Origin of the sequence: Enterobacter sichuanensis, from assembly GCF_002939185.1 — a bacterium.
Classification (GTDB): domain Bacteria; phylum Pseudomonadota; class Gammaproteobacteria; order Enterobacterales; family Enterobacteriaceae; genus Enterobacter; species Enterobacter sichuanensis.
Map to the genome: position 1 here is coordinate 1 of NZ_POVL01000031.1, position 15,214 is coordinate 15,214.

15 protein-coding genes are annotated in these 15,214 nt (G+C 56.2%); 11 read left to right on the forward strand and 4 right to left on the reverse strand.

The features are described from left to right. Nucleotides 1–1,869 (forward strand): fimbrial biogenesis usher protein (locus C5687_RS14460; RefSeq protein ID WP_104557193.1); only part of this gene is annotated, 1,869 nt, incomplete at its 5' end. Next, entirely contained in the window at nucleotides 1,860–2,444 is a 585-nt protein-coding gene (locus C5687_RS14465) for a DUF1120 domain-containing protein (RefSeq protein ID WP_059386310.1), read from the forward strand. The genes C5687_RS14460 and C5687_RS14465, both read left to right, overlap by 10 nt. A gap of 44 nt (nucleotides 2,445–2,488) precedes the next feature. Here C5687_RS14465 and C5687_RS14470 read toward each other — a convergent pair whose 3' ends face one another. Both C5687_RS14470 and C5687_RS14475 read right to left on the reverse strand, forming a co-directional pair. Further along, nucleotides 2,489–2,812: an AzlD domain-containing protein gene (locus C5687_RS14470; protein WP_025760215.1), complete on the reverse strand. Its 324-nt coding sequence runs from the start codon at nucleotides 2,810–2,812 to the stop codon at nucleotides 2,489–2,491. Beyond that, nucleotides 2,812–3,471 carry an AzlC family ABC transporter permease gene (locus C5687_RS14475; protein ID WP_032644337.1) on the reverse strand — a complete coding sequence of 220 codons (660 nt, stop codon included), beginning with the start codon at nucleotides 3,469–3,471 and terminating at the stop codon, nucleotides 2,812–2,814. The genes C5687_RS14470 and C5687_RS14475 overlap by 1 nt, the downstream gene beginning before the upstream one ends. 102 nt (nucleotides 3,472–3,573) lie before the next feature. Between C5687_RS14475 and C5687_RS14480 the strand changes: the two genes are divergently transcribed. The 6 genes from C5687_RS14480 to yiiM all read left to right on the forward strand — a co-directional run bounded on the left by C5687_RS14480 (nucleotide 3,574) and on the right by yiiM (nucleotide 10,201). Next, on the forward strand, nucleotides 3,574–4,122 hold the full coding sequence (locus tag C5687_RS14480; RefSeq protein WP_025760217.1) for a helix-turn-helix domain-containing protein: 549 nt from the start codon (nucleotides 3,574–3,576) through the stop codon (nucleotides 4,120–4,122). A 17-nt stretch (nucleotides 4,123–4,139) separates the two neighbouring features. Continuing rightward, the gene (locus tag C5687_RS14485) at nucleotides 4,140–5,135 is read left to right on the forward strand and encodes a LacI family DNA-binding transcriptional regulator (protein ID WP_059386309.1); all 996 of its coding nucleotides are present in this window, start codon (nucleotides 4,140–4,142) and stop codon (nucleotides 5,133–5,135) included. A gap of 104 nt (nucleotides 5,136–5,239) precedes the next feature. Next, nucleotides 5,240–7,363: an alpha-galactosidase gene (locus tag C5687_RS14490; RefSeq protein WP_104557194.1), complete on the forward strand. Its 2,124-nt coding sequence runs from the start codon at nucleotides 5,240–5,242 to the stop codon at nucleotides 7,361–7,363. Between the two features lie 44 nt (nucleotides 7,364–7,407). Then, nucleotides 7,408–8,673, forward strand: coding sequence for an MFS transporter (locus tag C5687_RS14495; RefSeq protein WP_025760219.1), 1,266 nt, complete (start codon nucleotides 7,408–7,410; stop codon nucleotides 8,671–8,673). Nucleotides 8,674–8,835: 162 nt separating this feature from the next. After that, nucleotides 8,836–9,456 (forward strand): superoxide dismutase [Mn], encoded by a 621-nt coding sequence (gene sodA / locus C5687_RS14500; RefSeq protein WP_003861999.1) that lies wholly within the window; start codon nucleotides 8,836–8,838, stop codon nucleotides 9,454–9,456. A gap of 70 nt (nucleotides 9,457–9,526) precedes the next feature. Next, a complete protein-coding gene (yiiM, locus tag C5687_RS14505) occupies nucleotides 9,527–10,201 on the forward strand; it encodes a 6-hydroxyaminopurine reductase (RefSeq protein ID WP_373467660.1) in 675 nt (224 codons plus the stop codon). Nucleotides 10,202–10,253: 52 nt separating this feature from the next. Here the strand turns inward: yiiM and cpxA are convergent, their stop codons facing one another. Together cpxA and cpxR are read right to left on the reverse strand one after the other, a co-directional pair. Next, a complete protein-coding gene (gene cpxA / locus C5687_RS14510) occupies nucleotides 10,254–11,627 on the reverse strand; it encodes an envelope stress sensor histidine kinase CpxA (protein ID WP_025758806.1) in 1,374 nt (457 codons plus the stop codon). Continuing rightward, nucleotides 11,624–12,322 carry an envelope stress response regulator transcription factor CpxR gene (gene cpxR / locus C5687_RS14515; RefSeq protein WP_025758808.1) on the reverse strand — a complete coding sequence of 233 codons (699 nt, stop codon included), beginning with the start codon at nucleotides 12,320–12,322 and terminating at the stop codon, nucleotides 11,624–11,626. Before cpxR ends, cpxA begins: the two co-directional genes overlap by 4 nt. Before the next feature lie 150 nt (nucleotides 12,323–12,472). Here cpxR and cpxP point away from each other — a divergent pair, with 150 nt between their 5' ends. The 3 genes from cpxP to pfkA all read left to right on the forward strand — a co-directional run bounded on the left by cpxP (nucleotide 12,473) and on the right by pfkA (nucleotide 15,163). Then, complete coding sequence (gene cpxP, locus C5687_RS14520; protein ID WP_025758810.1) at nucleotides 12,473–12,979, forward strand: cell-envelope stress modulator CpxP; 507 nt, start codon at nucleotides 12,473–12,475, stop codon at nucleotides 12,977–12,979. 153 nt (nucleotides 12,980–13,132) lie between these two features. Beyond that, nucleotides 13,133–14,026, forward strand: coding sequence for a CDF family cation-efflux transporter FieF (gene fieF, locus C5687_RS14525; RefSeq protein WP_104557196.1), 894 nt, complete (start codon nucleotides 13,133–13,135; stop codon nucleotides 14,024–14,026). 174 nt (nucleotides 14,027–14,200) lie between these two features. Beyond that, nucleotides 14,201–15,163, forward strand: coding sequence for a 6-phosphofructokinase (gene pfkA / locus C5687_RS14530; RefSeq protein ID WP_014172210.1), 963 nt, complete (start codon nucleotides 14,201–14,203; stop codon nucleotides 15,161–15,163). Nucleotides 15,164–15,214: the final 51 nt, after the last annotated feature.

Below are 15,214 nucleotides of genomic sequence, written 5' to 3' on the forward strand. Positions count from 1 at the left end.
TTAGAACTGGGCTTTAACGCCGGGGACTGGATTGTACGCAGCACGCAGTTTATTAGCGACGGCAGCGATCAGCGCTTTGACTTTTCCTCACTCAATACCTACGCCCAGCGTACCTTTACCGATTATGGCGTGATGGTGCAGGGCGGTCAGATTAACGTGGCCAATAGTCGCTTCAGTATTCCGGTTATTTACGGTGTACAGATGATGCCAGATAACGCGCTTTCGCCTCAGACGGGGACGGGCGTGGAAGTGAACGGGATCGCCCGAAATCCTCAGGCGCGTGTCGATATTCGCCAGGGCGGACAGCTGATTTATTCGACGCTGGTGCCTGCCGGGCCGTTTAGCCTGGACGACGTACCGCTGGCTAACCTCAACACCGACCTGAACGTCACGGTGACCGAGACCGACGGCAGCGAAAACCGCTTTACCGTGGCGGCGAGTACCTTTCGCAGCAGCCACGTGGGGGGCGCACCGGGCTTTAGCATGGCGGTAGGCCGTGTTGAAAGCGACATGGAATCGCGCCTCGAAAAACCGTGGGTGGTCTCGGCCAATAACGGCTGGTCTATCAACAGGCGCATGAATGTCGTCGCCGGTATGGTGATGGCGGATAACCGCTATTACGGTTTCTCCGGCAACCTCGATACCACGCCGACGCAGAACCTGTATGCCTCGCTCGGTTTTCTGGCGTCGTTAGACAACCAGACGCAAACGAAGGGCAACAAAACGACGCTGGATGTAGGCTATGCGCTGCCGTGGGGCATCGGCATTTCGATGGGCGGCAGCTACGGTACGCCGGATTACCGTGAAATGACGGAGCTTTACGATGAAGACGACGATATGTCGCAAACCAAATACGACACCAACATAGGTATTAACTGGTCCAACACCACGCTTGGCCGCTTCTCCCTTAGCTACTACCGCAACGAGAGATGGAACAGCGAGAACAATAGCCGCCGTTTCGTCTCTTCATGGTCGCAAACCTTCAAATATTTCAACCTGAGTGTGAACTGGGAATCGGATGTCAGCCGCAACGACGACAGTGATAACGATCAGTTTTACGTGAACGTGTCGATCCCGCTCGGCCGTACGGGCGTCAGCACCAGCTCCTGGTATCGTGATAGCGAAGGCAAGCGTTCCTACGGTACGCGCGCGATGGGATCGTTCAATGAGGCGAGCCAGTATGCCGTTGGCGTCTCTCAGGATCATGATGAGAACAGCACCAGCTGGGACAGCTCACTGAACAGCAATCTGCATTACACCAGCCTGGCGCTGGCGGCTGGGGGCGATAACAACAGCAACACCAACTATTCCGCGTCGCTGAGCGGCGGGATGGTGGTGCACGGCGACGGCGTGACCTTCTCGCCTTATCAGGTGGCTGACACCTATGCCATCGCTAAGCTGGATAAACCAGCGGCAGGCGTCGAGATTGGCACCGCGCGTGGCCCGGTATGGACGGATAAATGGGGTCAGGCGGTGATCCCTGTGCTGTCACCATTCCAGGAAAGCACGATTGAGATCAACACCGAAAAGCTGCCAGGCAACCTGGATGTCAGAAACGGCAGAACGGCGATCAAGGCCTCTCATGGCGCCGTGGCGAAGTGGGAGTTTGAGATGCTAAGCCAGCGCCGCGTGCTGCTGGCTATCAGCCGCGCGGACGGTACGCCGCTGCCGGAAGGTATCCCGATTGTGGACGAAGCGGGTGAATACATCACTACGGCACCCGAAGACGGCGTGATCTTCCTGAACGATATCTCTGCCAACCAGCAGCTCTACGCGACGGTGGAGGGAGAGCGTTGCAAGCTGACGTATACCCTTCCGGAGGAAAAACCGAATACATTCTACGAAGAGGTGACAGGGAAGTGTCTTTGAATAACATTCATAAGTACGTGATGTTGGCCGCGTTGCTCTGCGGACCGGCAGCCGCGCAGGCTGATGATGGCGAATGCAAAATGATGTCCGCCGTGAAGACAATCGACTACGGTCGTTATCGTAAAGACGATATGCGAAAGGGTTCCGCTGAGCATGTGGGCAAAGTTTATAACGGTTATGCCTCGGTAACGCGGGAACTGCGGGTGTCGGTGATGTGTCCGGATGCGCGTAAAATGCGGATCTCAATCAACGGCGCTGCCCGACAAAACAGGGCCTGGCGATACACCGATAACGGCGCGATGAAGATCGCATTCAAGGATGGCCGAATGGACGGGAAGAGTGTGCAACTGGCCGCTGTCGATATTGGTGCGGTGGTGGTTCAGGGTGGGGCGCCAGAAGTGACGTTGCCGCCAGAAAAAGCGCTGGCTGCCGTTAACGGGATGGAAGTGGCGGGAGAGCAGTTCACCGCAACCATGATGGTGACGACCTACCTGTCAGAGAAAGCCTTCAGCGTGACCAATGCCACCGATCTTACCGAGACGCTGACGCTGAGCGTCGATACCCTTCCTGCGTAATAACCCTTTTGATACCCGGCAGAGTAGTATGCCGGGCATCATTCTTAGTGGATCCCCGCCACACGCAGCAGTGCGGTGACTACTGCCGCCGCTATGATGACCACAATTAACGGCATTTTTCGCCAGGCAAGAAACACCGCAAACGCGACGCCCAATACGCGTGCCATGCCGGCAAAATGGTCACCTTCATAAAAGGTGGTCGCCAGCGCCACGGAAAACAGCAACACCGTTGCCGCATCTGACAGCAGCGCCTGTGAACGCTCCGATAATGCCAGCCTGCTGCCGAGTTTTGCCCCGCCAAGACGCATCAGATAGGTTCCCGCAGACAAAATTGCGATACCAAGAATAAAAAACGTCATATTTCCCATTATTTTTTCCTCGCCGCGAGACCCAGTAAAGAGAGCAGAACCGGTAAGCCCACCGGGGCAAACGGCACGGCGGCCAGCGACAGAACTGCACCGCTGCAGGCGCGGATGAGCGTGGTACGGTTTTTAAACGCGGGAACCACAAGTGCCAGCAATATGGCCGGGAAGACCGCATCCAGGCCGATGGTTTCCGGATCCGGGAGCAATTTGCCGACCATGGCGCCCAGCAGGGCCCCCAGTGGCCAGATAATGGCCACCCCTAAACCGCATAGCCAGTAGGCCGCCTTGCGCTGTTCGGGCGTTTTTTGCGACAGACCAAACACCACGCTTTCGTCGTTCATGATGTGGCATCCAAGAAGGCTCAACCCCCGTTTGCCCACCAGTTCACGCACCGTCACGCCAAACGGCACATGGCGCGCGTTGACCAGCAACCCCGCCGCCGCCGCTGCCAGCGGGTTCCCGCCGCTCGCCACAATACCAATAAACATAAATTCGGACGCGCCCGCGAGCACGGTAATGGAGAGCACAAACGGGACCCAGACCGGAAAACCGTAGGCCATTGCCAGGGAGCCGTATGACATCCCGACCACGCCGACCGCGAGGCAAACCAGGATGATCGCTTTAATGGTGTCGCCTTTCAGACAAGAGAGATGATGCTTCATACAATTTTAGCCATATCGAACGTTTATCCATTATAATGAACGCAACTGAACTGTTTTTCAAGATGAACGATTCGTTCGATTTATAGAACAAGAGGCCGTTTTATGACGCAGCCAATCAGCGTGATCGCCAAAAGTCTGGTGCGAGAACGCCTGCGAACCGGACTTTCACTGGCGGAAATTGCCCGTCGTGCCGGGATCGCTAAATCCACTCTTTCCCAGCTGGAGTCCGGCAACGGTAACCCTAGCCTGGAAACGTTGTGGTCGCTCTGCGTGGCGCTGGATATTCCTTTTGCCCGCTTGCTTGAGCCACAACTTCCGACCACGCAGGTGATCCGCCGTGGCGAGGGGACGAAAGTGGTCGCCGGGCAGGCGAACTACGAAGCCATTTTGCTGGCGGCATGCCCCCCGGGTGCACGCCGTGATATCTACCTTCTGATGACCCAACCGGGTGCCGATCGTCTCTCTCAACCACATTCACCTGGCTCGGTTGAACATATTATTGTGACGCAGGGACGCGCGCTGGTCGGGCTGCTCGACGCCGCGGAAGAGCTTGGGGCAGGGGACTACATTTGCTACCCCGCAGACCAGCCGCATATCTTTAAAGCCCTGGAGCCAGACACCTACGCGCTGCTGGTGGCGGAACAAAATTAACGAAGATACGGAAAATCATGTCGCTTAAAGCAATTGCTAAAGAACTGGGGCTGTCTGTCACCACCGTCAGCCGTGCGCTTAACGGGTATGATGACGTCTCCGCCGAGACGCGTGCCCGCGTGGAAGCGGAGGCCCAGCGCCGTGGCTATCGACCAAATACGTTTGCCCGCCGCCTGAAGATGGGCAAAATTGATGCCGTCGGGCTCGTTTTTCCAGTGCATCCTGTTCCGCTCAATAACAGCGTTTTTATGGACATGGTCGGCGAAATTAGCCACGAACTGGCGCGACATGAAATCGACTTACTGCTCATCGCCGATGATGATCTGGCGGACAAGCACAGCTATATGCGCATGGTTCAAAGCCGGCGCGTGGATGCGCTGATTGTGGCGCATACGCTGGATCATGATCCGCGTCTTGAGCAACTTCAGGCCGCCGGGTTCCCTTTTCTGGCGCTCGGGCGCAGCCAGCTGCCGCAGCCGTATGCGTGGTTCGATTTCGACAACTATGCCGGCACGTATCACGCCACCCGCTGGCTGATCGAGAAAGGGCATCAACGCATTGCGCTACTGGGCGAAAGCAACAATCAGGCATTTATCACCCAGCGTCGCCAGGGCTATCTGGACGCGTTACGGGAAGCCGGGCTGTCCAGCGAGTGGCTGCGCGCCATGCCCCCTTCGCGCCGCGTGGGGTATGCCACCACGAAAGCGCTGCTCGCTCTGCCGCAGCCTCCCACGGCCATCATTACCGACTGCAACACCCACGGCGACGGCGCGGCAATGGCGCTGGCGCAGATGGGACGCCTTACTGGCGAAAATGCCGTCTCGCTGGTGGTCTACGACGGCTTACCCCAGGACAGCATTGTTGATATCGACGTGGCGGCAGTGATCCAGTCTACCCGTCAGGGCGTCGGAAAGCAGATTGCCGATATGGTGCGCCAGCTGATTAATGGCGACGATATCGACACGCTTCAGGTACTCTGGCAGCCGGAGTTCTTCCCGGGCCAGACGGCTTAAATCTCGTAAAATTCCAAACCCGATCACAGATCCGAAACGTTTTGGTTTGTATCCGAAACGTTTCGGATCAACACTCAGGTCATTCCGATGACAGGAGATGCCTGATGCACGATCCCATTTTACGACTTGTAAGCGACACGGTAGACGTGGTGATTAAAACGCACCCGTTTGCAGAAATTCTCTACTGGGGGCCGCACCTTCACCACTTTTCGCCGCAGGATGTCGCTACGCTCGCACGTCCGGTGGCCAACGGCAGGCTGGATGTTGATTCACCTGTCACGCTGATGGCTGAACTGGGGCACGGCCTGTTTGGATCGCCCGGCATTGAGGGGCACCGACAGGGGCTGGACGGTTCCCCGGTTTTCACCACCACGGACGTACAGCAGCAGGGACAAACCCTGACAATTACGGCAGAAGATGAACATGCGGGCCTGCGCCTGACCAGCGAAATGGCGCTGGATGCCAGCGGCGTGCTGGCGGTGCGTCATGGCTTAACCAACCTGAAATCCCAGGCGTGGCAGGTGGACCGTTTCGCCGTCACGCTGCCGGTCGCCGAGCGAGCGCGGGAGGTGCTGGCCTTCCACGGCCGCTGGATCCGTGAATTTCAGCCGCACCGCGTCATGCTTGAGCACGACAGTTTCGTGATTGAAAATCGCCGGGGTAAAACGTCCCACGAACACTTCCCGGCGCTGATTTCGGGTACGCCATCGTTCAGTGAAATGCACGGCGACGTCTGGGGTGTGCATCTGGGCTGGAGCGGCAACCACCGCCTGCGCGCGGAAGCGAAAACCGATGGTCGCCGTTATATTCAGGCCGAAGCGCTCTACCTGCCGGGTGAGGTGGCGATTGAAGAGGGCGACACGCTCTGGACGCCGCGCCTGTATGCCAGCTACTCCGCGCAGGGACTGAACGGCATGAGCCAGCAGTTCCACCGTTACCTGCGCGACAACGTCATCCGCTTTCCGGAAAACAAACCGCGTCCGGTCCACCTCAACACCTGGGAGGGGATCTACTTCAGTCACGACCCGGACTACATCATGCGTATGGCCGACGAGGCCGCAGCGCTGGGCGTGGAACGTTTTATCATTGACGACGGCTGGTTTAAAGGCCGCAACGACGATCGTGCCGCGCTGGGTGACTGGTATCTGGACGAGAAAAAATACCCTGATGGCCTGACGCCGGTGATAAACCACGTCAAACAGCTTGGCATGGAGTTTGGTATCTGGGTTGAGCCGGAGATGATTAACCCCGATTCTGATTTGTATCGCGCGCACCCTGACTGGGTTCTGGCGCTGCCAGGCTACCCCCAGGTGACCGGGCGACACCAGCTGGTGCTTAACCTGAACATTCCGGACGCGTTTGATTACCTGCTGACGCGCATGAGCTGGCTGCTGGGCGAGCATGCGGTCGACTACGTGAAATGGGACATGAATCGCGAGCTGGTGCAGCCGGGACATAACGGCAAAGCCGCGGCCGACGCTCAAACCCGTCAGTTTTATCGTCTATTAGACGTGCTGGGCGAACGCTTCCCGCACATCGAATTCGAATCCTGCTCCTCTGGTGGTGGACGAATCGATTATGAGGTCCTGACCCGCTGCCACCGCTTCTGGGCGTCCGACAATAACGATGCGCTGGAGCGAAACACTATCCAGCGCGGTATGAGCTATTTTTTCCCGCCGGAAGTGATGGGCGCGCATATCGGTCATCATAAATGTCATGCCACCTTCCGCCAGCACAGCATTGAATTCCGCGGTTTGACTGCGCTGTTTGGCCATATGGGGCTGGAGCTGGATCCACTCACCGTGGATGAGAAAGAGCGCGAGGGATATCGTCACTATGCCGCCTTGCACAAGCAGTGGCGTGAGGTGATCCATCGCGGTACCCAGTGGCGCGTGGATATGCCGGACGCCACCACGATGGCGCAGGGCATCGTGAGCGAAGATAAGACGTACGGACTGTTTATGGTCAGCCAGCTCGCGATGCCGGATTACACCCTGATGATGCCGCTGCGCATGCCGGGGTTAGAAGCCAGCGCGCAGTACCGCATCACGCTGCTCGATAACCCGAATATTCAGATTACGGGTGAGGGTGGGCACACCATGCGCATGCTGCCGGCGTGGATGGACGCGCCGCAAACGGTGAGCGGTGAGTGGCTGATGCAGGCAGGGATTGCGCTGCCGATTCTGGATCCGGAAACCGCCATTCTGATTGGCGTGGAACGCGTGTAAGGGTGACGGGCCGGAGACCCGGCCCTCCGTTGAGGATAAAAATAATGAACACAACAACCTGTACCCACAAAGACAACCCTAACTTCTGGATTTTCGGGCTGTTCTTCTTTCTCTACTTCTTCATCATGGCCACCTGCTTTCCGTTCCTGCCCATCTGGCTGTCGGACATCATCGGGCTAAACAAAACCCATACCGGGATTGTTTTCTCCTGCATCTCGCTATCAGCTATCGCCTTCCAGCCGGTACTGGGGGTGATTTCGGACAAGCTGGGGTTAAAAAAACATCTGTTGTGGATTATCTCCGTGCTGCTGTTTCTGTTTGCCCCCTTCTTCCTGTACGTTTTCGCACCGCTGCTGAAAACCAATATCTGGCTGGGGGCGCTGAGCGGCGGGCTGTACATCGGTTTTGTTTTCTCGGCGGGATCGGGGGCGATTGAGGCCTATATCGAACGCGTAAGCCGCAACAGCTTCTTTGAATACGGCAAGGCGCGCATGTTCGGCTGTCTTGGCTGGGGGCTGTGCGCCTCAACGGGGGGCATCCTGTTCGGCATCGATCCGTCGTATGTCTTCTGGATGGGGTCGGGGGCGGCGCTGCTGTTGATGCTATTGCTGGTGGTCGCGAAGCCGAAGCCCAACCAGACGGCGCAGGTAATGAACGCCCTGGGCGCCAACCAGCCGCAGATTACAGCCAGAACCGTTTTTAACCTGTTTCGCCAGCGCAGAATGTGGATGTTTATCCTGTACGTAATTGGCGTGGCCTGCGTCTATGACGTCTTCGACCAGCAGTTTGCCACCTTCTTCAAAACCTTCTTCGCGACGCCTCAGGAGGGGACCCGCGCTTTTGGTTTTGCGACGACGGCCGGGGAAATTTGTAACGCCATCATCATGTTCTGCTCGCCGTGGATCATTAACCGCATCGGCGCGAAAAACACGCTGCTGATCGCCGGGGTGATAATGGCGACGCGCATTATCGGCTCGTCATTTGCCACCACCGCTGTAGAAGTGATTGCCCTGAAGATGCTGCATGCGCTGGAGGTGCCGTTCCTGCTGGTGGGGGCGTTCAAATACATCACCGGGGTGTTTGACACCCGTCTGTCGGCCACTATCTACCTGATTGGCTTCCAGTTTGCCAAGCAGTCGGCGGCGATTTTCCTTTCTGCCTTTGCCGGTAATATGTACGACCGAATCGGCTTCCAGGAGACGTACCTGATGCTGGGCTGTTTCGTGCTGGCGATTACGGTGGTGTCAGCCTTTACGCTGAGCAGCAGGCGTGAGATTGCGGCAGGCAATAAGGCGGTAGAAGTCCATTAACGTCCTGATCCCATTCACCCTTTTAGCTTTGGTCAGAAAATGAATAACCTTATAAAAACTACGGCATTGATAATCATTTTCAATATCATTTAATTAACTATAATGAACCAACTGCTTACGCGGCATTAACAGCTGTGCCGCCCGACAATAATGGAGAGGATTATGAGTTATACACTGCCATCCCTGCCGTATGCCTACGACGCACTGGAACCGCATTTCGACAAGCAGACGATGGAAATCCATCACACTAAACACCACCAGACCTATGTGAACAACGCGAATGCTGCGCTGGAAAGCCTGCCAGAGTTCGCTAACCTGCCTGTTGAAGAGCTGATCACCAAGCTGGACCAGCTGCCAGCAGACAAGAAAACCGTTCTGCGCAACAACGCTGGCGGTCACGCGAACCACAGCCTGTTCTGGAAAGGCCTGAAAACCGGTACCACTCTGCAGGGCGACCTGAAAGCGGCTATCGAGCGCGATTTTGGTTCCGTTGACAACTTCAAAGCGGAATTCGAAAAAGCCGCGGCCACCCGTTTCGGCTCTGGCTGGGCGTGGCTGGTACTGAAAGGTGACAAACTGGCCGTGGTTTCTACCGCTAACCAGGACTCCCCGCTGATGGGTGAAGCGATCTCTGGCGCATCCGGTTTCCCAATCCTGGGCCTGGACGTGTGGGAACACGCTTACTACCTGAAATTCCAGAACCGTCGCCCCGACTACATCAAAGCGTTCTGGGACGTGGTGAACTGGGACGAAGCAGCAGCGCGTTTCGCCGCGAAAAAATAAGGTTGCATTGACGCCTGTGAGAAGCGAGTCTGATGACTCGCTTTTTTTGTATCTGCAGAAAGGAGCAGCGATGCATTATCCGGTGAATGTATTTACAGGCAAGGTAAGGGAGTACGACGGCAGCCGCCCGAGCGCCATCGCCAAAATTCAGGTCGACGGCGAGCTAATGTTAACCGACCTCGGACTTGCGGGTGACGAGCAGGCCGAAAAGAAAATCCACGGCGGACCCGATCGCGCGCTGTGTCACTACCCGCGCGAACACTATCAGCACTGGAGAACCGAGTTCCCCGAGCTGGCGGACCTCTTTGTCGCCCCCGCATTTGGCGAGAACCTCTCCACCGAAGGGCTGACCGAAAAGAACGTGTTTATTGGCGATATCTACCGCTGGGGCGATGCCCTGATCCAGGTCACCCAACCGCGCTCGCCGTGCTTCAAGCTCAACTACCATTTCGGCATTCATGACATGTCCGCTCAACTGCAAAACACGGGTAAAACCGGCTGGCTGTACCGGGTGGTGCTGGCGGGGCAGGTGTCAGCGGATGCGCCGCTGGAACTGGCATCACGTCTGAGTGAGGTGTCTGTTTATGACGCCTGCGCCATTGCCTGGCATATGCCGTTTGATGACGAGCAATATCATCGCCTGCTGTCGGCGGCGGGATTATCGACCAGCTGGACGAGAACGATGCAGAAGCGGCGTTTACACGGCAAGATCGAAGATAATTCGCGGAGATTGTGGGGGAAATAGTGCCCGTGGAAAGTAGGCCGGGTAAGGCGAAGCCGCCACCCGGCACATACGTCTACGAACGCTTATACAACGGCAGCCACAGCGTTAACCGCAACCCGCCCAGCGGGCTGTCGTCGGCTTTCACCCAGCCACGGTGTTGCTGCATGGCGGTTTCCACAATCGCGAGGCCTAATCCCGTACCGCCGGATTCACGGTCGCGCGCCTCGTCGGTGCGGTAGAACGGACGGAAGATCTGCTCGCGGTCTTCCGGGCTGACGCCAGGACCGTCGTCATCCACAATAACGGTAATCCCGTCTTTATCCACCGAGAAGGCGACCTCAATCTTCGTGTGCGAGTAGCGCAGGGCGTTACGCACGATATTCTCCAGCGCGCTTTCCAGCGTGTTGGGGTTTCCGTACAGCGGCCATGGCCCCGGCGGGAAGTTGACGGTGAAGGATTTGCCCATCTGTTCCGCTTCAAACGCCGCGTTATCCAGCACTTCATGCCACAGGTGATTGGCTTTCACCGTTTCGCTCACCAGCGCGTTTTTCTGCTGATTGCGCGACATGACCAGCAGGTCGTTGATCATACTGTCCAGACGCTGGGCTTCCGTCTCGATGCGCTCCAGCTCTTTACTCTCACCGCTGCGGCGACGCAGCAGCGCGGTGCCAAGCTGCAGGCGCGTAAGCGGGGTTCGCAGTTCGTGCGAGATATCTGACAGCAGACGTTGCTGGGCCGTCATCATGCGATCGAGGGCGCTGACCATCTGGTTAAAACTGGTCCCGGCGGCAAGAAACTCCTGCGGTCCGGCTTCCAGTTCGGGGTGTTGTCGCAGGTTACCCTGCGCCACTTCATCGGCGGCATTTTTCAGCTTACGGGCCGGTTTTGCCAGGCTCCACGCCAGCCATAACAGCAGCGGCGAGCTGACGAGCATCGTCACAATCAGCAGCAGGAGAGGACGGTCAAACAGCAGGTTGATAAAATCGGACTGGGAGTTGCTCGCCGGACGGATCAGGTAGAGCTGATAATTGTCTTCCCCGTCTCTGACGGAGAAAGGCCCCACCATCTCTACGCGGCCATATTTCTTCTTCTGGGGGTGATCGGCGTTATCCGCCTGACCAATGAAGTTGCGGATGATCTGCATTTCGTTGCGATCGGCCCCAATCACGCGGCCTTCGCTGGTGACCAGCAAAAGGCGTTGTCCGGGCGGAGCCCACTTATCGATAGCGCGAAACAGCCTGCGCCACCACATCAAATCGTTTGGCGGATCGTTTGCCAGCTCGGCTTCCACGTGCTGCTCGATCATCACGCCCTGACGTTGCTCGCTGTCGAGAAGCTCCGTCATCTGGCGTGAGTCGAGTTTTGGCAACATCAGTACGAGCATTAAAACCAGTGCCAGCGTCAGCCAGAAGATGGCGAAGATGCGGGCGGTTAAGCTTCCAATCATGAAGCGGAAACCATCAGATAACCGCGACCACGCAGGGTTTTAAACCACGGGTGACCGTCTTTACGCTCCGGCAGCTTACGGCGCAGGTTAGAGATGTGCATATCAATGGCGCGGTCAAACGGGGTGAGGCGTTTGCCCAGCACTTCCTGACTCAAATGTTCACGTGATACCACCTGGCCGAGGTGCTGCGCCAGCAGATACAGCAGGGTGAACTCCGTACCGGTCAATTCCAGCGTCTGGCCATCGAAGCTCGCTTCCTGACGGCCCGGGTTCAGGCTCAGGGAGTCCACTTCCAGGGTCGGTGAGCTGTTCTCGGTATTTTGCTGCTGCTCGCTCCAGTGGGAACGACGCAGGATAGCGCGAATACGGGCAACCAGTTCACGGTCGTTAAACGGCTTGGGTAAATAGTCATCCGCGCCCAGCTCCAGGCCGAGTACGCGGTCAAGTTCACTGCCGCGCGCGGTCAGCATAATAACGGGGGTCTGGTGTGTCTGGCGAAGCTCTTTCAACGTATCGATACCGTTTTTCTTCGGCATCATGACGTCGAGCAAAAGTAAATCGATGCTGTCGTCAAGGAGACTCAGCGCCTGCTCGCCATCATGGGCAACCAGGACGTTGAAACCTTCCATGTCGAGCAACTCCTTTAAAAGGGATGTGAGCTCTCGGTCATCATCAACTAACAGGATTTTATTCATTGTTTAAATACCTCCGAGGCAGAAATTACGACATCAAGGCTGTCTAATCCATGACTTTACGTTGTTTTACACCCCCTGACGCATGTTTGCAGCCTGAATCGTAGACTGTCTCTCGTTGAATCGCGACACGAAAGATTTTGGGAGCAAGTGATGCGCAAAGTTACCGCTGCCGTCATGGCCTCAACGCTGGCGTTCAGTGCGTTTAGCCAGGCTGCTGTAGCTATCATCAGCGATAACGGTTCCTCACAAGAGGACACAACGCAGCACAGTAGCCAGAGCCATATGTTTGACGGCATAAGTTTAACCGAACATCAGCGTCAACAGATGCGAGATCTGATGCAGAGGGCACGACATGACCAGCCCCCTGTTAATGTTAGCGAAATGGAGACAATGCATCGCCTTGTCACCGCAGAAAATTTTGACGAAAGCGCTGTACGCGCTCAGGCCGAAAAAATGGCACAGGAACAGGTTGCTCGCCAGGTTGAAATGGCGAAGGTCCGCAACCAGATGTTCCATCTGCTAACGCCCGAGCAGCAAGCGGTTTTGAACACCAGACATCAGCAGCGAATGGACCAGCTGCGTAAGGTTGCACGGATGCAGCGAAGCTCAGAAACGACGTTTTTCAGTAGCAATAGCAGTACCCGAAGTAACCAGTAAACCCTGTTTTCCTTGCCATAGACACCATCCCTGTCTTCCCCCACATGATGTGGGGGTTTTTTTTGCCCCGCATTCTGATTTGTTAACCGTTTATTCATCCTTAGACCCCTCCTGCTTCCGTTATACTAGCGGCATGACATGACAGGAGCGTTTATGAATCAATCCTATGGAAGACTGGTCAGCCGGGCCGCCATCGCGGCGACCGTCATGGCATCCAGCCTGTTACTGATTAAAATCTTTGCCTGGTGGTATACCGGCTCGGTCAGTATTCTGGCGGCGCTGGTCGACTCGCTGATGGACATTGCCGCCTCGTTGACCAACCTGCTGGTGGTGCGCTACTCGCTGCAGCCGGCGGATGAAGAGCACACCTTTGGGCACGGTAAAGCGGAGTCGCTGGCCGCGCTGGCGCAAAGTATGTTCATTTCCGGGTCTGCGCTGTTCCTCTTTTTAACCGGTATTCAGCACCTCGTCTCGCCGACGCCGATGAACGATCCCGGTGTAGGGGTGGTGGTGACGGTCGTTGCACTTATATGCACACTTGTTCTGGTAACGTTCCAGCGCTGGGTGGTTCGCAAAACGCAAAGCCAGGCTGTACGGGCAGATATGCTTCATTATCAATCTGATGTTATGATGAATGGGGCTATTCTTATTGCGCTCGGTCTGGCCTGGTATGGCTGGCATCGGGCCGATGCGTTGTTTGCGTTAGGGATTGGCATCTATATTTTATATAGCGCCTTGCGGATGGGGTATGAAGCGGTGCAATCACTGCTTGACCGCGCCCTCCCGGACTCAGAACGCAATGAAATTTTTTCAATCGTAACCTCCTGGCCTGGCGTCAGCGGTGCACACGATCTGCGAACGCGGCAGTCAGGGCCGACCCGCTTTATTCAGATTCATATTGAAATGGAAGACAACCTGCCACTGGTTCAGGCTCACGTTATTGCTGAGCAGGTCGAGCAGGCGATATTGCAGCGTTTTCCTGGTTCAGACGTCATCATTCACCAGGATCCCTGCTCGGTTATACCCGGACATGTTGGGCTTTCGTAATTCGTTGTAAAAAAGTGAGCCAGGCCGGCATTTTGTGTATAAATTACCGCCATTTGGTCTGACCTGAATCAATTCAGCTGGAAGGGATTGATATACTATTTGCAGTATTCGTTGGTCGATAAGTTTCTTCCGGCAACAGATTTCAATTTTGCATTCCTAAGTTCAGAGGTAGTCATGATTAAGAAAATCGGTGTGTTGACAAGCGGCGGTGATGCGCCGGGCATGAACGCGGCAATTCGTGGGGTTGTCCGTTCAGCGCTGACGGAAGGTCTGGAAGTTTTTGGTATCTATGATGGTTACCTGGGTCTGTATGAAGACCGTATGGTACAGCTCGACCGTTACAGCGTGTCTGACATGATCAACCGTGGCGGTACCTTCCTTGGGTCTGCGCGCTTCCCGGAATTCCGTGACGAACACGTGCGTGAAGTGGCTATCGAAAACATGAAAAAACGTGGCCTGGACGCCCTGGTAGTTATCGGTGGTGACGGCTCGTACATGGGTGCAAAACGTCTGACAGAAATGGGCTTCCCATGCATCGGTCTGCCAGGCACCATCGACAACGATATCAAAGGCACTGACTACACCATCGGTTACTTTACCGCGCTGGGTACTGTTGTGGAAGCGATTGACCGTCTGCGTGACACCTCTTCTTCTCACCAGCGTATCTCTATCGTTGAAGTGATGGGGCGTTACTGTGGTGACCTGACCCTGGCCGCGGCGATTGCGGGGGGTTGTGAATTCGTGGTGGTTCCGGAAGTGGAATTCAGCCGTGAAGATCTGGTGGCTGAAATTAAAGCGGGCATCGCGAAAGGGAAAAAACACGCGATCGTGGCCATCACCGAGCATATCTGTGACGTTGACGAGCTGGCGAAGTACATCGAAACCGAAACCAAACGTGAAACGCGCGCAACCGTACTGGGTCACATCCAGCGCGGTGGTTCCCCGGGTCCTTATGACCGTATTCTGGCGTCACGTATGGGCGCGTATGCTATCGAACTGCTGCTGCAGGGTCACGGCGGCCGCTGCGTCGGTATTCAGAACGAAAAACTGGTTCACCACGACATCATCGACGCCATTGAAAACATGAAGCGTCCGTTCAAAGGTGACTGGCTGGACTGCGCGAAAAAACTGTACTGATCGGCATCCAGAGTAAATGCAAAACGGTAACCCCTGGGTTACCGTTTTTTA